The 15,344-nt window shown below is 71.3% G+C and carries 12 protein-coding genes; 6 read left to right on the plus strand and 6 right to left on the minus strand.

Going from position 1 to position 15,344, the window contains the following annotated elements; genetic code table 11:
- Positions 1 to 2: 2 nt before the first annotated feature.
- Positions 3 to 2,000: a L,D-transpeptidase family protein gene (locus J2Y46_RS08890; protein ID WP_310241725.1), complete on the minus strand. Its 1,998-nt coding sequence runs from the start codon at positions 1,998 to 2,000 to the stop codon at positions 3 to 5.
- A gap of 220 nt (positions 2,001 to 2,220) precedes the next feature.
- Between J2Y46_RS08890 and J2Y46_RS08895 the strand changes: the two genes are divergently transcribed.
- From J2Y46_RS08895 to J2Y46_RS08920, 6 genes are all read left to right on the plus strand, one after another.
- A complete protein-coding gene (locus tag J2Y46_RS08895) occupies positions 2,221 to 3,420 on the plus strand; it encodes an ROK family transcriptional regulator (RefSeq protein WP_310241727.1) in 1,200 nt (399 codons plus the stop codon).
- A gap of 137 nt (positions 3,421 to 3,557) precedes the next feature.
- Positions 3,558 to 4,829, plus strand: a complete 1,272-nt coding sequence (locus tag J2Y46_RS08900; RefSeq protein WP_310241729.1) for an extracellular solute-binding protein — start codon at positions 3,558 to 3,560, stop codon at positions 4,827 to 4,829.
- A gap of 89 nt (positions 4,830 to 4,918) precedes the next feature.
- Positions 4,919 to 5,884, plus strand: a complete 966-nt coding sequence (locus tag J2Y46_RS08905; RefSeq protein ID WP_045300819.1) for a carbohydrate ABC transporter permease — start codon at positions 4,919 to 4,921, stop codon at positions 5,882 to 5,884.
- Positions 5,881 to 6,723, plus strand: a complete 843-nt coding sequence (locus J2Y46_RS08910) for a carbohydrate ABC transporter permease (protein WP_045300821.1) — start codon at positions 5,881 to 5,883, stop codon at positions 6,721 to 6,723. The genes J2Y46_RS08905 and J2Y46_RS08910 overlap by 4 nt, the downstream gene beginning before the upstream one ends.
- 43 nt (positions 6,724 to 6,766) lie before the next feature.
- On the plus strand, positions 6,767 to 7,720 hold the full coding sequence (locus J2Y46_RS08915) for an ROK family protein (protein ID WP_045300823.1): 954 nt from the start codon (positions 6,767 to 6,769) through the stop codon (positions 7,718 to 7,720).
- A complete protein-coding gene (locus J2Y46_RS08920; RefSeq protein ID WP_045300825.1) occupies positions 7,713 to 8,492 on the plus strand; it encodes a glucosamine-6-phosphate deaminase in 780 nt (259 codons plus the stop codon). Before J2Y46_RS08915 ends, J2Y46_RS08920 begins: the two co-directional genes overlap by 8 nt.
- A gap of 15 nt (positions 8,493 to 8,507) precedes the next feature.
- Here J2Y46_RS08920 and J2Y46_RS08925 read toward each other — a convergent pair whose 3' ends face one another.
- The 5 genes from J2Y46_RS08925 to J2Y46_RS08945 form a co-directional block, all read right to left on the minus strand.
- The gene (locus J2Y46_RS08925) at positions 8,508 to 9,899 is read right to left on the minus strand and encodes an FAD-linked oxidase C-terminal domain-containing protein (protein ID WP_310241733.1); all 1,392 of its coding nucleotides are present in this window, start codon (positions 9,897 to 9,899) and stop codon (positions 8,508 to 8,510) included.
- The gene (locus J2Y46_RS08930; RefSeq protein WP_045300829.1) at positions 9,896 to 10,288 is read right to left on the minus strand and encodes a YrdB family protein; all 393 of its coding nucleotides are present in this window, start codon (positions 10,286 to 10,288) and stop codon (positions 9,896 to 9,898) included. The genes J2Y46_RS08925 and J2Y46_RS08930 overlap by 4 nt, the downstream gene beginning before the upstream one ends.
- Before the next feature lie 94 nt (positions 10,289 to 10,382).
- The gene (locus tag J2Y46_RS08935; RefSeq protein WP_310241736.1) at positions 10,383 to 12,266 is read right to left on the minus strand and encodes a sigma-70 family RNA polymerase sigma factor; all 1,884 of its coding nucleotides are present in this window, start codon (positions 12,264 to 12,266) and stop codon (positions 10,383 to 10,385) included.
- A gap of 313 nt (positions 12,267 to 12,579) precedes the next feature.
- Positions 12,580 to 13,716, minus strand: a complete 1,137-nt coding sequence (gene nagA, locus J2Y46_RS08940; RefSeq protein WP_045300831.1) for an N-acetylglucosamine-6-phosphate deacetylase — start codon at positions 13,714 to 13,716, stop codon at positions 12,580 to 12,582.
- 27 nt (positions 13,717 to 13,743) lie between these two features.
- Positions 13,744 to 15,258 carry a family 20 glycosylhydrolase gene (locus J2Y46_RS08945; RefSeq protein WP_396653172.1) on the minus strand — a complete coding sequence of 505 codons (1,515 nt, stop codon included), beginning with the start codon at positions 15,256 to 15,258 and terminating at the stop codon, positions 13,744 to 13,746.
- Between the last annotated feature and the right edge of the window lie 86 nt (positions 15,259 to 15,344).

The following is a 15,344-nucleotide window of genomic DNA, read 5'->3' on the forward strand; positions in this document are numbered from 1 at the left end:
GATCAGGCGTGGACCCAGACCTCGGTGCCGCGCGCCGTCCAGTCGTAGACGAACTTGGCGTCGTCGTTCCACATGTTCACGCAGCCGTGGCTCTGCGGAAAGCCCAGGCGGCTTCGGAAGTTCGAAGCGCCGTGGAACGCGATGTCCGGTGCGAACCAGGTGATCCAGGGCACGTCCTTCGTGCAGTAGCTGTTCACCGCGGCCGGGTTGTAGCACAGCGCGCCCATGTCCTGGACGCGGGTGAAGGCGTTCACGGTGAAGTGCCCGGTGGGCGTCGGCGTGCCGGAGAGCCCCGACGAGATCGTGTACGAGGCGACCACGTTGCCGTTCTCGAAGAGGGTCGCCGTCTGGCTGGAGAGGTCGACCTCGACGGTGCGGGCGAAGGTGGAGACGACGGGCGCGACCTCGGTCACAGGCGTCTCGAACACCGCGTTGCCGGCGGACAGCTGCGTGGCGAAGTCGGAGGCGAAGTTCGTGGTGTCGCCGACCTCGCGGCCCGAGATCCCGGGCGCCTCCTCGCGGAGGACCTTGCCGGCCGTGTTGGTGATGACCGCGCCGTTCTCGGCCGGCCGATTGATCGCGGCGGGAAGACCGTCCACCGCGGCCTGGATCGCCGCCTTGTCGGCGGTGATGTCGTACGCGGCGTTCTCGGGGTCGGGTGCGACGGTGAGCCAGGCTGCCAGCGTCGCGCGATCGATCGGCACCGTGCGCTCTTCGCCCACATAGAAGCCGGCCGTGTCGAGCATGCCGTTCAGCTGCGCGGCGGTCGCGTCGGCGGTCTCGGTCGAGATGTCGGCGGGGACCTCGGCGGAGACCGGGTCGAGCTGCACGCGAGTCTCGCCGGCCTCGAAGGCCGCCTGGATGGCGCCCTGGACGGCGGCCACGTCGACCCCCGCCCCTGCGACGGCCGGCGTCGCGACGTAAGACGCGGTGGCGGCGTCGAACGCGAGCGTCGCGTCGGTCGGGTCGGTGTAGAGCTGCGGCGCGACCTCGCGGAGGGCGGCGGCGGCGGTGGCCGGGTCGAGCTCGATCTCGGCATCGGTCGCGGCGAACCACGCGGTGGGGTTCCACATCGGATGCTGCGCGAACGCGGCGTCGGCGAGTGCCTTCGCGTCGACCGCGGCGCCGAGCTCGGCGCCCGTGATCTCGGCGTCCTCGCCCGCGCCGGTGAGCACGACCGTGGTCTCGGCCAGACGCTGCTCGATGGAGTCGGCTGCCGCACCAGGCGTCAGCCACCCGACCGGCACACCGGCGACCGTGGTGCCGGGCGCGATGAGCACCAGCGACGAGACGACGAGACCGACCACGGCGACGCCGGCCGCTGCGCTGACCCAGATCGCGGTGCGCTTCTTCTTCGGCTTGGGCTCCGCCGGCGCCCACGCGAAGGTGGGGGAGCCGTCGGCCGACGCGGTCCCGGCCGCCGTGGCGACATCGCTCGCGGGCTCGGCGGAGAGGTCTGCGGTCGGCGCGAGCTCCGTCGCGGACGCGGGTGCGAGCACGGCCGTCGCGACGGCGACGGTCTCGGCATCGGTGTCGGAGGCGACGGATGACTCGGGCTCGGCCCCGTCGATGGGCTCGGTGTCGTCGGCGTCTCGGTCGACGGGTTCGGGCTCGGCTTCGGGCTCGACTTCCTCAGCGGCGACGGGCTCAGCCGACTCGTCGACCTCTGCCTCAGCTTCGGGCTTCTCGTCTGTGGCGTCGACTGCTTCGGCTTCCGCCTCGGGCTCAGGCTCAGGCTCTGACGCCGATTCCGCCTCCGGCTCGGCTTCCGCCTCGGAATCCTCGCCGGCGTCGTCAGCGGGGGAGTCCTCCGCGTCCGCAGCCGCGACGGACTCGGCCGTCTCGGCTTGCGCCGGGGCCTCAGCATCCGTCTCGCTCACGGCATTCGATTCCGCGGTCTCCGCCGATGCGGACTGCTCGTCCTCGACGGCCTGCTCGACCTGGACGGCGTCATCCCCGGACGCCTTCCCGGCCTGCGACTCGGTCGCCAGATTCGTCACGCCACACCCCCGACTGTGATCAACGCTTCCACCCATGGTAGGCGACGCGGCCGGGTGTCGAGGTCACGGGCTGGTCACGCACGAACCGCCGGTCACAGCACGAATCCCGAGCGTGGCTCCGTAACGATCGCAACACGGCGGATCACGGTTTTGTAAAGCATCCGCTCAAATTGAGGTGAGGGACTTGCGAAAAGTTAGTTCGTAAGGTCTACTAACAAACATGCCCAACACGGAAGCGCGACGCGGCCCTTCCATTATCGACGCGCCGCAGAGCATCACCACGAATGCCCGTGCATTCGCCCCCGGACGCACGCTCCGCCAGGGCGCGAAGGTCCTCCCCGAGCACGCGCGCGGCCACAACCGCTCGCTCGTGCTCCAGACCCTGTTCCACCAGGGCGCGATGAGCCGGGCCGACCTGTCGCGTGAGACGGGGCTCACCCGGGTCACGATCTCCGACCTCGTGGCCGAGCTCATCGCCGACGGGTTCGTCGCCGAGATGGGTGTGCGCGAGGCCTCGGGGCCCGGCAAGCCCGCGATCCTCGTCGACCTCGACCACGCCGGTCACCGCATCATCGGGCTCGACCTGTCGGGCAGCGACACGTTCATCGGCGCCGTCCTGACCCTCGACGGCGGCATCGTCGCGCGTCGCGAGGTCGCGGTCCCCGCCGCCGACGCTCTCGTCGGCACCGTCGTCGAACTCGCCCGCGCGCTCGTCGCCGAGTCGCACGCGCCCGTGCTGGGCGTGGGCGTCGGCACCCCCGGTGTCGTGGACGATCGGGGTGTCATCCTCACGGCACCCAACTTCGGCTGGGCCGGTTTCGACCTCGAGGGCGCGCTGCGCGGCGCGCTGGGCGTTCCCGTCCTCGTCGCGAACGACGCCAACGCCGCCGTGCTCGCCGAGTACACGTTCGGCGGCGCTCCTGACGACGTGCTGCTCGTCAAGGTCGGGCGAGGTGTCGGCTCCGGGCTGCTGCTGGCAGGCCAGCCCATGCGCGGCAGCCGTTTCGCCGCGGGGGAGATCGGCCATGTCACCGTCGGCACCGACGGCGGCCCGCAGTGCGCATGCGGCAAGGTCGGATGCCTCGAGGCCTGGCTCTCGGTTCCCTCGCTGACGTCGCGGCTGAACGCGGCAGCCGATCCCGCCGCCCACGAGGGCATCCTCCGCGACGCGGGGGAGCGGCTCGGCATCGCCCTGGCACCCGTGGTCGGCGCGCTCGACGTGTCGGAGATCGTCCTCTCCGGCCCCCCTGAACTCCTCGGCGGCTCCCTTGCGGAGCAGACCGTCGAGACACTCCGCGCGCGCACGCTTGCGCCGTCCGTCGACGAAGGCGTGCGTGTGCGGATGACGGAGCAAGGCCAGGACATCGTCCTGCGCGGCGCGGCCGTCATGGTCCTGTCCGGACAACTCGGGGTGTCCTGACACAGCGCGATTCCCCGGGGGATCCCCCCGGATCCCGAAACAACACGGAACGCTCCCCGCGGAGCAACCGATCCCCGGATGGGCCACCCGGCCCAGCCGAAACACCAAGAGAACACCGAACAACGAAGGAAGACACCATGAAGAAGACGCTTGGAGCTGTGGCGCTCATCGGCGCCTCGGCACTGGTGCTCGCCGGCTGCGCCGGCGGCAGCGACAACGGCGGCTCGTCGTCCGATGAGGGCGCCGAGATCCGTGTGTGGCTGGTCGGCACCGACACGCCGCAGGACGCCCGCGACTACCTGAAGAAGACCTTCGAGGACGAGAACCCCGGGTCGACGCTGGTCATCGAGGAGCAGCAGTGGACCGGCCTCGTCGACAAGCTCACCACAAGCCTGTCGTCGAACGACAGCCCCGACATCGTCGAGATGGGCAACACGCAGGCCCCGGCGTTCACCTCGAGCGGCGCCCTGCTGAGCCTCGCCGACATCGAGGGCGACCTCGGCGGCGACGACCTCCTCCCCGGCTTCGTCGAGGCGGGCAGCTGGGACGGCACCCTGTACGCCGCGCCGTACTACTCGGGCGCCCGCGTCGTCTTCTACAACACGGCGATGTACGAGCAGGCGGGCGTCGCGGTGCCCACCACGCTCGACGAGTACGTGTCGAACGGCGTCACCCTCGCGGGCGCGCTGCCGGGTGTCTCGGGCGTCTACTTCCCGGGCAAGGACTGGTACAACGCGCTGCCCTTCATCTGGGAGAACGGCGGCGAGATCGCCGTGCAGGACGGCGACGAGTGGGACGCGCAGCTGTCCAGCGACGAGTCGCTCGCCGGTCTCGCGCAGGTCCAGGAGCTCATGACGAAGGCCTCGCTGGCCCCGAAGGACGGCGACGAGACCGAGGGCTGGGTGCCCTTCCGCACCGAGCAGTCGGCCACGTACTCGGCTCCGAGCTGGGCCTACTGGTCGATCGTCGCCGACGAGGACAAGCAGCCGACCGCCGTTGCCGACACCACCGGCTACTACGCCCTCCCGGGCATGGACGGCGGCGCGGCTCAGGTGTTCGCGGGCGGCTCGAACGTCGGCATCGCCGCGAAGTCGAAGAACCCCGACCTCGCCAAGAGCGCGCTCGAGATCATGCTGAGCGACGAGTACCAGACGATCCTCGCCGAGAACGGCCTCGTCCCGGCGCTCGTCTCGCTCGGCGACAAGGTCGCCGCGGCCACGCCGGAGCTCGCGACGGTCATCGCTGAGGCTGCTGCCAACGCCAAGCTGACGCCGGCTTCGCCGAACTGGGCCGACGTCGAGGCGCAGGGCATCATGCAGGACCTGTTCGTCAACATCGCGAACGGCGGCGACATCAAGGAGCTCGCCACCGCTGCCGACGAGCAGATCGAATCGATCCTGAACGGCTGACATCACTGAACGGGGTGCCTCGTGCCGCGAGGCACCCCGTTCCATGCCCGCACAGGGCTCGACACAATCTTTTTGAGAGGAGGTTCGCCATGACCACCGTCCCCGCAGAGGCCCCCGCGCCCCCGGCTCCGCCGTCCGCGTCACGGCAGGACCCCGAACGTCCGAAGCGGCGCCGCTTCCCTTGGGCACCCCTCGCGCTCCTGACGCCTGCGCTGATCATGCTCGCGGTCTTCATCGGCTGGCCGCTGGTGCAGCTCGTGATCATGTCGTTCCAGAAGTTCGGCCGCGCGCAGATCTTCGGCGCCCCGCCCGAGTTCATCGGGATCGACAACTACGTCGCCGTGCTGACCGACCCCGAGTTCTGGGCCGTGCTCGGCCGCAGCGTGGCGCTCTGCGTCGTGAGCGTCGTCGCCACGATGCTCCTCGGCGTGGCCATCGCCGTCATGATGACCAAGCTCGGCGCCGTCATGCGCACCGCGGTCTCGGTGTCGCTCCTGCTCGCGTGGGCCATGCCCGCGCTGACCGCCACCATCGTGTGGGGCTGGATCTTCGACACGCAGTACGGCCTCGTCAACTACGTCCTCACGCAGATCACCGGCCAGAACTGGGTCGGTCACAGCTGGCTCATCGACCCCACGAGCTTCTATGCCGTGGCGGCGATCATCATCACGTGGGGCGCGATCCCGTTCGTCGCGTTCAGCACCTACGCCGCGCTGTCCCAGGTGCCCGACGAGGTGCTCGAGGCTGCTTCGCTGGACGGGGCGGGAGGCTTCGCGCGGTTCCGCCTCATCGTCTTCCCCTACCTGCGCTCCATCCTCCTCGTGCTGCTGGTCCTCCAGATCATCTGGGACCTGCGCGTCTTCGCGCAGATCTATGCGCTGCAGTCGATCGGCGGCGTCCGCGCCGAGACGAACACGATCGGCGTCTACATCTACAGCGTGTCCATGGCGTCGGGCGACCTCGGCGCCGGCGGCGCCATCTCCGTGGTCCTCGTCGTGATCCTCCTCGCGATCTCCGGGTACTGGATCCGCACGATGCTGAAGGAAGAGTCATGACCGCCCGTCCTCGCCGCGTCGTCTCGCGCGTGTTCCTGAACGTCGCGGCCCTGGTCGTGATCGCCTCGTCGCTGTTCCCCGTGTACTGGATGGTGAACACGTCGCTGCTACCGGCGTCGGCCGTGCGCTCGACGACCCCGCACTGGTGGCCCGACGAGTTCACGCTCAGCAACTACCAGGAGGCCCTCACCGACGACAGCCTGCTCAACGCGCTGTTCAATTCGGTCGCGGTGACGGGGATCACTCTCGTGGTCACCCTCGTCTTCGCGTTCCTCGGCGCGGTCGCCGTCTCGCGGTTCCGCTTCCGCTCCCGCACATCGTTCATCGTCGCGATCCTCGTGATCCAGATGATCCCCGCAGAAGCGATGATCGTCTCGGTGTTCCGCGTGCTCGACGGCTGGTACCTGCTCAACACGATCATCGGTCTGAGCTTCGTCTACATCGCCACTGTGCTGCCGTTCACGATCTGGACGCTGCGCGGCTTCGTGAACGGCGTGCCCGCCGATCTCGAGGAAGCTGCGATGATCGACGGATGCAGCCGCGCGGGCGCCTTCTGGCGCATCACGTTCCCGCTGCTGGCTCCCGGCCTCATCGCGACCGGCGTGTTCGCCTTCATCCAGGCCTGGAACGAGTTCGTCTTCGCCCTCGTCATCATGACGCGGCCCGAGTCGCTCACGCTGCCCATCTGGCTGCGCGCCTTCGTGCAGGCGACGAAGGCGACGGACTGGGCCCTCGTCATGGCTGCGTCGACGATCATGGCGGTTCCGGTCATCGTGTTCTTCCTCTTCGTTCAGCACCGCATGACGAGCGGTCTGGTGGCAGGGGCGGTCAAGGGCTGATGCGCGCGGACGACAACGCCGCCTCCCACGGGGAGGTCGGCCGATGAGGGTCGGGCTGGACGTCGGCGGGACGAAGACCGACGCCGTCGCGGTCGACGCCGACGGCGAGATCGCGGGTCGCCTTCGCATCCCCACGGGATGGGGACCGGATGCCGTGGCCCAGACCGTCCTCGACGCCGTGCGTGCGCTCGGCTCGGAGGCCGGCGTCGACCTCTCCACCGTGCAGTCCGTCGGGGTAGGCATCCCAGGTCAGATCGAGCCGGGCACCGGCCGCGTGGTGCACGCGGTGAACCTCGGCGTCGACGAGCTCGACCTCGCCGCCGCCGTCGCGCCCCGGCTGGGGGTGCCGGTGCAGGTCGAGAACGACGTCAAGGCCGCCGCACTCGGAGCGCACGCGCTCCACACGAGGGGCGGCGCGCCCGCGCCGGGCTCGATGGCGTATCTCAACCTCGGCACCGGCATCGCCGCGGGAATCGTCTCGGACGGCGTCCTCTGGCGGGGCGCCCGCGGCACCGCGGGCGAGGTCGGCCACATCTCGGTCGACCCGAACGGGCCGCTGTGCCGCTGCGGCCAGCGCGGCTGCATCGAGGCCTTCGCGGGCGGCGGCGCGATCGCTGAGCGCTGGGCAAAGCGCTCCGCGCTGCCGGTGCGCGACGTCTTCGACGCCGCCGATGCGGGCGACCCCTCTGCCCGGCAGCTGCGTGGCGGGCTCGCCCGCGGCGTGGCCGCCGCGATCCGGGTGCTGGTGCTGACGGTCGACGTCGATATCGTGGTCCTCGGAGGAGGTGTGACGGCGTTGGGAGACCGACTGATGACGGATGTCGCAGCCGAGCTCGCGGCCAGTGCCGAGGCATCCCCGTTCATGCGCTCGCTGCACCTCGCCGACCGGGTCGAGCTGCTGCCGCCGGGTTCGCCGGCAGCCGCACTCGGAGCCGCGCTGGTGGGTGCGGAGGGCGACGCCACACACGACGCAGAGGAAGCACTGGTCCATGGCTGAGATCGTCATCGTCAAAGACAAGGCCGCCGCGGGCGCGCTCGTCGCCGACCACATCGCAGAGCTCGTCCGCTCGAACCCCGAGACGGTCCTGGGGCTCGCGACGGGGTCCACGCCGCTGCCCGTGTACGAGGCGCTGCGCTCGCGGCTGGAGGGCGTCGACCTTTCGCGCGTGCGCGGATTCGCGCTCGACGAGTACGTGGGCATCGACCCCGCTCATCCCGAGAGCTACCGCTCGGTGATCACGCGCGAGGTCGTCGAGCCGCTGGGTCTCAACCCCGAGCTCATCCGCACGCCCGACGGCACGCCGGAGGGCATCGAGCATCACGGCGAGGAGTACGACGAGGCCATCCGCGACGCCGGCGGCATCGACCTGCAGATCCTCGGCATCGGCACCGACGGCCACATCGGCTTCAACGAGCCCGGCTCGTCGTTCTCGTCGATCACCCGCGTGAAGACGCTCACCGAGCAGACGCGCCGGGACAACGCACGCTTCTTCGATTCGATCGACGACGTGCCCATGCACTGCATCACGCAGGGGCTCGGCACGATCCTGCGCGCGCGGCACATCGTGCTGCTGGCTTTCGGCGAGGGCAAGGCGGCCGCGGTCGCGGGGGCCGTCGAGGGTCCGCTGTCGGCGTCGCTGCCGGGCTCGGCGATCCAGCTCCACCCGCACGCGACGATCGTGGTCGACGAAGCCGCCGCATCGCAGCTGACCCGCTCGGACTACTACCGCTACGCCTACGACAACAAGCCGGAGTGGCAGGGCATCTGAGGCTCCCGCGTCAGCTCAGCGCGCGAACACCTTGCCGGGGTTGAGGATGCCCTGGGGATCGAAGACGCGGGTGATCTGCCGCTGCAGCTCCCACTGATCCTCGCCGAGCTCGTCGGCGAGCCAGCGGCGCTTGAGCACGCCCACGCCGTGTTCGCCGGTGAGCGTGCCGCCGAGGCGCAGCGCCGCGCGGAAGAGGTCGTCGGCGGCCGCCCAGATGTCGTCCGGCGCCTCGACGACGCCGAACTCGTCGGGCTCGGCCTCGAAGATGAAGTTGGGATGCAGATTGCCGTCGCCCGCGTGGGCGACCGTGGGGATCACGACGCCGTGCTCGCGTTCGACGCGGGCGATCTCGTCGAACATCGCGGGCAGGGCGCTGCGGGGCACCGAGACGTCCTCGATGAGGGCTGTGCCGAGCGATTCCATGGCGGGGTGCATCGACCGGCGGATCGCCAGCAGCCGCTCGCCCTCTTCGCGGTCGTGCGAGACGACGGCCGTGCCTCCGGCGCGACGGAGCACGTCGGCGATGGCGTCGGCCTCGGCGATCGCGGCCGGGCCGTCGGTCTGGATGGTGAGCTGCGCCGCGCCGGGCGTCGGCGCCTCGAGCGCCAGGAGCGCGTGCACGGCGGCGAGGGACGCGGCATCCATCAGCTCCATGATCGCGGGCTGCGCACCGGAGGCGGTGACGGCGGACGATGCCTCGGCCGCCGTCCGCACGTCGGGGAACGTCGCGGCGATCGTGCAGACCTCGCCGGGCACGAGTCGGCGCAGCTTCAGGGTCGCGCCGACGACGACGCCGAGAGTCCCCTCGGACCCGATCACCAGCGACGTCAGGTCGAGGCCCGTGACGCCCTTGACGGTGCGGTGGCCGAGGCGGAGGAGCCGACCGTCCGCGAGCACGAGGTCGACGCCGAGCACCGCGTCGCGCACCACGCCGTACTTCGCGCACAGCAGTCCGCCGGCGCCGGTGGCGATGTTGCCGCCGACCGTCGAGATCGCCCGGCTCGCGGGATCGGGAGCCCACCAGAGGCCGTACGGGGCGAGCGCGGTGTTGAGGTCGGCGTTGAGGACGCCCGGCTCCACGACCGCGAGGAGGTCGTCGGGGCGCACCTCGAGGACGCGGTCCATGCCCCGCACCGACAGCGAGATCTCGCCGTCTCCGGCATTGGCGCCGCCGGCGAGGCCGGTGCCGGCGCCGCGGGTGACCACGGGCGCGCCGGTACTCGCGGCGATGCGGAGCGTCTGCTGCACATCGTCGATGCTGCGGGCGTGCACGACGGCGAGGGGGAGACCGGATGCCGCGTGCCCCGACTTGTCGGCGCGCGCGGCGGCGAGCGAGGCCGCGGAGGTGTCGACGCGATCGCCGAGTGCCGCGCGCAGCTGGTCGAGCGCGTCGGCGCCCGAGGTCACGACAGGCGCCGCCGGCCGGCGATGACCCCCGCGGTCACGGCGACGACGCCGAACGCGACGCCGATCCACGCGTTGCCCATCGACCACCAGGCGGCGGTCGCGGACACGTAGACGAGCAGCTCGACGATGGCGCGCACGAAGGGGTGCACGGCGAACACGGCGCGCGGCGAAACGAACAGGGCCCAGAGGAGGATCGCGATCACGGGGGCCCCGACGCCGGCGACGATGTTCCACGGGAACGGCCACATCGTGAAGCCCCACAGCGCGAGCGTGCCGAACGCGAAGATCTCGCACACGAACGCGATCACGTCGATCGCCGAGAGGGGTGCGCGCGTTCCCGGTGCCGGTTCGGCAGGGCGCGCGGGAGTGACGTTCGGCGTGTCGGACATGGCTTCCAGTCTACGGCGGCATGCTCCGCGCGTCCGCCGGGCACCGGTGCGCGGGCCCGGCGCTGAGCGTCGCGGGCGACCCGGGACGCGGGGGTCAGTTGCCGCCGTCGGCAGGCACCGTCTCGACGGGCACGTGTGCCACTTCCGGGGCGTTCGCGGGCGTCTCGGTGGTCGTTGCGGCGGGCATGCGCTCGACGACTCCGTGTCCGAGGCCGTTCGGGGGGCTCGCATTCCGCTTCGAGGTGCCGGTGCCGGCGCCCGTGTTGCCGCCGTTGCCGTTGCCGGTGCCGTTGGTGGGGGTGCCGTTGCCTGTCGAGCCGCCGTTTCCGGTGTTGCCGCCGTTGCCGTTGCCGTTGCCGTTGCCGTTGCCGTTGCCGTTGCCGTTGCCGTTGCCGTTGCCGTTGGGGGTGCCGTTGCCTGTCGAGCCGCCGTTTCCGGTGTTGCCGCCGTTGCCGTTGCCGTTCCCGTTCCCGTTGTTTCCGGACTCGCTGGTGTTGTCGCCCGACGACTTGCCGTTGTCTCCCGTGCTGCCGGTGGCGAGGCGATCGACGCCCTGTGCGTTGCCGTTGTTGCTCGACTGGTTGCCGGTGCTGCCTTGAGCTTTGCCGTTGCCGGACTGGCCCGTGGCCTTGCCGCCGGCCGACGAAGCGGTCCCCTCGCCTGTTGCGCCGCCGTCGCCCGCAGCGGGGTCGGGGACGACGGGCACGTCGGCCGGGCCGGGACCCGGCTCGGCCGGAAGCTGGAGCGCGGTGTCGCCGGTGTCGTCCGGCAGAAGCGCCGGGGCGTTGACGTTCTCGGCGAGGACCTCGTCGGTCGGCGTGGGCGTCGGCGCCGGTTCGGGGCCGGCCGTGGCCGGCAGCATCACTGCCGCGGCGACCACGCCGCTCACGACGAAGAGGCCGGCCGCGGCGAGTCCGGAGGCCGCGCCGATGCCGGCGACGGCCGACGTGCCGAAGACCGCCGCCGACGAAGCGACGGCGGTCGCCGCCCCTGCTGCGCCGACCGCCCCCGCCGATCCGACGCCGGCCGACGTCGCAGCCGCACCGACAGCCGCACTCGCGCCGGCACTCGCACCCGCACTTGCGCCCACGACTCCGCCCGGGGCGATGGTCACCGTGCTGTGCACCACGCTCGAAGGCATCGAGGCCAGAGCCACCAGGGAGGTGCCACCGCCCTGAACCGTCGCGAGGTAGCCTGCGGTGCCGACGGCACCCAGGGCGATGGGCAGCAGCACGAGCGCCAGCCGGCTCGAGACCTCCTTGGCCTCGCTCGCGACGATCGAGCAGCGCACGCAGTGCGCGAGGTGCTGCTCGAGCTTCGCGAGGTCGCGCCGGCCGAGGTTGAGACGGGTGTACGCGCCGAGGCGCTCGATGGTCCACTGGCAGTCCGAGCCGTCGACCACAGACCGCAGGTGGGCCTGGATCCAGGCTTCGCGCAGCCCTTCCCGCGCGCGGAACGTCAGCTGGGCGACCGCCGTCGGCTTCATGCCCAACAGCGGCGCGATCTCGGCGGGCTTCATGCGTTCGATCTCGGAATACCAGAGCACCTCCTGCCACCGTGTCGGCAGGCTGCGGAAGGCCTGATGCGTCAGGCCGCGGTCGAGCGCGGCCTCGCTCTCGTGCTCGGCGCCCGAAGGATCCTCCACGCCGTCGAGCTCCTCGTACGCGGTCTCGCGGCGCGCGCGCCCCCATGCCGCCGCGGTGTTGCGGATGCTGGTGAACAGGTACGCGCGGAACGAGCCGGTCGGCCCGCCGCCGTGCGCGATCGAATGGTAGATGCGGGTGTACGCCTCTTGCACGAGGTCGTCGGCGTCGAGGCTCGATGTCATGTTGCGCGCGACGGTCACGCCTGCGCGGTAGTGGCGCCGCCAGAGCTCCGCGAACGCGTCGGTGTCGCCCGATCTCGTCCGCAGGACGAGATCGGCGTCGGCGTCAGCGACGACGTCCGTCTCGTGCTCCTGCACTTCCTCGTGGTCCATGGGCCCCCCAGTTGCGCGGCGCACATCGACGACGTCGATCCCGGGTGCGGACCGTGGTTCGCTCCATTGTCGTCGCCGCCTCCGGATTTGACCAGGGCTGCGACGTGAGGGCGCGGCATCCGTCCTGAGCGAATATCCAGAATTCGCGTAATAGACGGGGGTTCTCCACGTCTCTTTCATCAGAGTGGCAGGCCGCCCTTATGAGGGGCCCGGCGGCGGCCGCCCCCGCGGGAATCCTGCGGGCAGGGCGGGGCTCGGAGGTATCTCGGGGGAGGGACCTTCGGCCCCGCCTTTCACGCGCGCGCCGGCGTACTCAGGCGTCGTGCCCCGCGACCCACACGCGGCGCACCGCGAGGGTCTCGTCGAGCAGTACCGCGTCGGCGGGCGCGCCGATGTCGAGGGTGCCGAGATCGCCGCGGTGGATCGCGTGGGCGGGCTGCCGGCTCAGAGCGTGCGAGGCGACCTCGAGCGGCACGCCCGCGGCCACGACGTGGCGAAGGGCGGCGTCCTGCGTGAGCGTCGAGCCGGCGATCGCGCCGCCCTCTTCGAGCCTCGCGACGCCGTCGGTCACGCGCACGGCGAGGCCGCCCAGCTCGTACCGGCCGTCCTGCGACCCGGCCGCGGCCATCGCGTCGGTGATGAGCGCGATGCGGTCGCCGGCCACGGCGAACAGCGTCGCGATGAGCTCGAGGTCGACGTGCACGCCGTCGGCGATGATCTCGAGCGTGACGCGCTCGTCGCGCAGGCCCGCGACGACCGGGCCGGGGGCGCGGTGATGGATGCCGGGCATCGCGTTGAACGCGTGGGTGAGCAGCGTCGCGCCGGCGTCGAAGGCGCGTCGTGTCGTGTCGGCATCGGCGTTCGTGTGGCCCACCGCGACCGCGACGCCGGCGTCGACGAAGCGCCGGATCGCATCGAAGGCTCCGGGGCGCTCGGGGGCGAGGGTGACCTGGCGGATCGTGCCGCGTCCCGCCTCGAGCAGTCGGTCGACGGATGCCGCGTCCGGCGCGCGCAGCAGCGACTCGGTGTGCGCGCCCTTGTGGCCGGGGTCCAGGAACGGACCCTCGAGGTGCGAGCCGAGGACGGTGGGATCGGCGTCGCAGAGGTCGGCGACCATCGCCACACGCGCAGCGAGGTCGTCGATCGGCGCAGTGATGAGCGAGAGCACCGCGCGCGTCGTGCCGTGGGCGCGGTGCACGGCACGCGCGGTGGACACGGCCTGCGGGCCGTCGTCGAAGCTCGCGCCGGCGCCGCCGTGGCCGTGGATGTCGATGAACCCGGGGACGAGGCATCCGTCGCCGCCGTCCACGACCTCATCGGCGGGAGGGAGGTCGCCGCCGACACCGGCCGACGCGACGCGGCCGCCGTCGAACAGCGCCCATCCGTCGAGGCGGTCGCTGTCGACGGATACGGAGCCCAGCAGGCGGACGGAGTGGACGAGGGTGGCCATGCGGTGCTCCGGATCACTCGGCCGAGGTCATTCGGTGACCCACGGGATCTCGTCGGACGGGTGGAAGCCGATGCCCATGCTGGTCCACAGCGGGCCGAGGGCGCCGACGCGCTCGCGGAACGACGCCCAGGTGCGCAGGTCGCTCGCTCCGGTCGCCGGCGACCAGGCGGCCTCCGCGGCGGCGGCCGCGCGGGGGAACGCCATCGTGTCGATGTCGGCGGCGGTGCGGATCGTCTCGGTCCACAGCGGCGCCTCGACGCCGAGGATGCCGGAGTCGTCGACGCCGGGGAGCACATCGGACGGCTCCCACGAGTAGGCGCGCTCGACGCTCGTCGGGCCGTTCGCCCAGGTGAGGCCCAGCTCGGGTCCATTCGGGTACTTCATGTCGAGGTAGATCGCGTCGGCGGGGGAGAGGATCAGCTGCGCGCCGTTGTCGACGAACGCCGTCGCCTTCTCGGCGGCGCCCTCCTGCGGTGTGAGGAACCCCCAGTACTGGCCGACCGTGGTGTCGGCGATGCCGACCGCGGCCCCGGCCTCGTGCCACGCCACGGGCGTCTTTCCGAGGTCGGAGATGATCTCGCTCGCTCGCCCGACGAACTCCGCGAAGTCCTCGTCGGTCGTCGAGAGCGACTCGTCACCGCCGAAGTGCAGGTACGGGCCCGGGGTCATCGCGGCGAGCTCGCCGAAGACGTCCGCCACGAAGTCGTAGGTCGCCTGGTCGTGGATCTTCAGCGAAGAGAACCCGACGGCCATGCCGTCGTACGGTGCGCCGGCGCGCGGCTCGTCGCCGCCGTAGTCGCGGATGACCTCGCGCATGTGGTCGCTGACGCTCGGGTCCTCGGCCAGTTCGGGGTAGGCGAGCCCGACTGCGTGCGTGTGCCCGGGCATGTCGATCTCGGGGACCACGATCATGTGACGGGAATCCGCGTACTCGACGATCTCGCGGTAGTCGTCCTTCGTGTAGAAGCCGCCAGGGTCACCGCCGACCGAGGTTCCCGACGCCTTCTCGGTGAGCTCGGGCCGCGAGTCGAGGTGGACGCGCCAGCCCTGATCGTCGGTGAGGTGCAGGTGCAGCGCGTTGAACTTGAGCGATGCCGCGTGGTCGATGTAGGCCTTGACCGTCTCGACGGGGTGGAAGTGGCGGGCCACGTCGAGCATGACGCCGCGGTACGCGAAGCGCGGGGCGTCCTCGATCGTGACGGGGGATACCGTCCATTCGTCGCCGTCACGGGCGATGAGCTGGCCCAGTGTCTGCACGCCGTAGAAGAGTCCGGCCGCGTCGGCGCCGGTGACGGTGACGGATGCCTCGTCCACCGCGATCCGGTAGGACTCGGGTGCGTCCGAACGCGCGTCGATCCGCAGTTCGATGCCCGCGCCGTCGCCGCTCGCGAGGGTCAGCGCGGTGCGGGCCTCGACGATCGCCGACAGGGCGGCGGCAGCATCCGCCTCTCCGGTCACCGCCGTGGCGGACGAGAGCCGGAAGGGCGCGTCGGTCCCGGCCTCGATCGAGACGGGGGCGGGGACGACGGCGGGAAGCGACACGGTGTCTCCATTCTGTGCGACCGGGGTGCATCCGGCCAGCAGCGCAGCGGCGAGGACGGCTGCCGCGACGGCCCGTCCTCGTCGAC

The sequence above is a fragment of the Microbacterium sp. BE35 genome (assembly GCF_031457705.1).
Taxonomy (GTDB): domain Bacteria; phylum Actinomycetota; class Actinomycetes; order Actinomycetales; family Microbacteriaceae; genus Microbacterium; species Microbacterium trichothecenolyticum.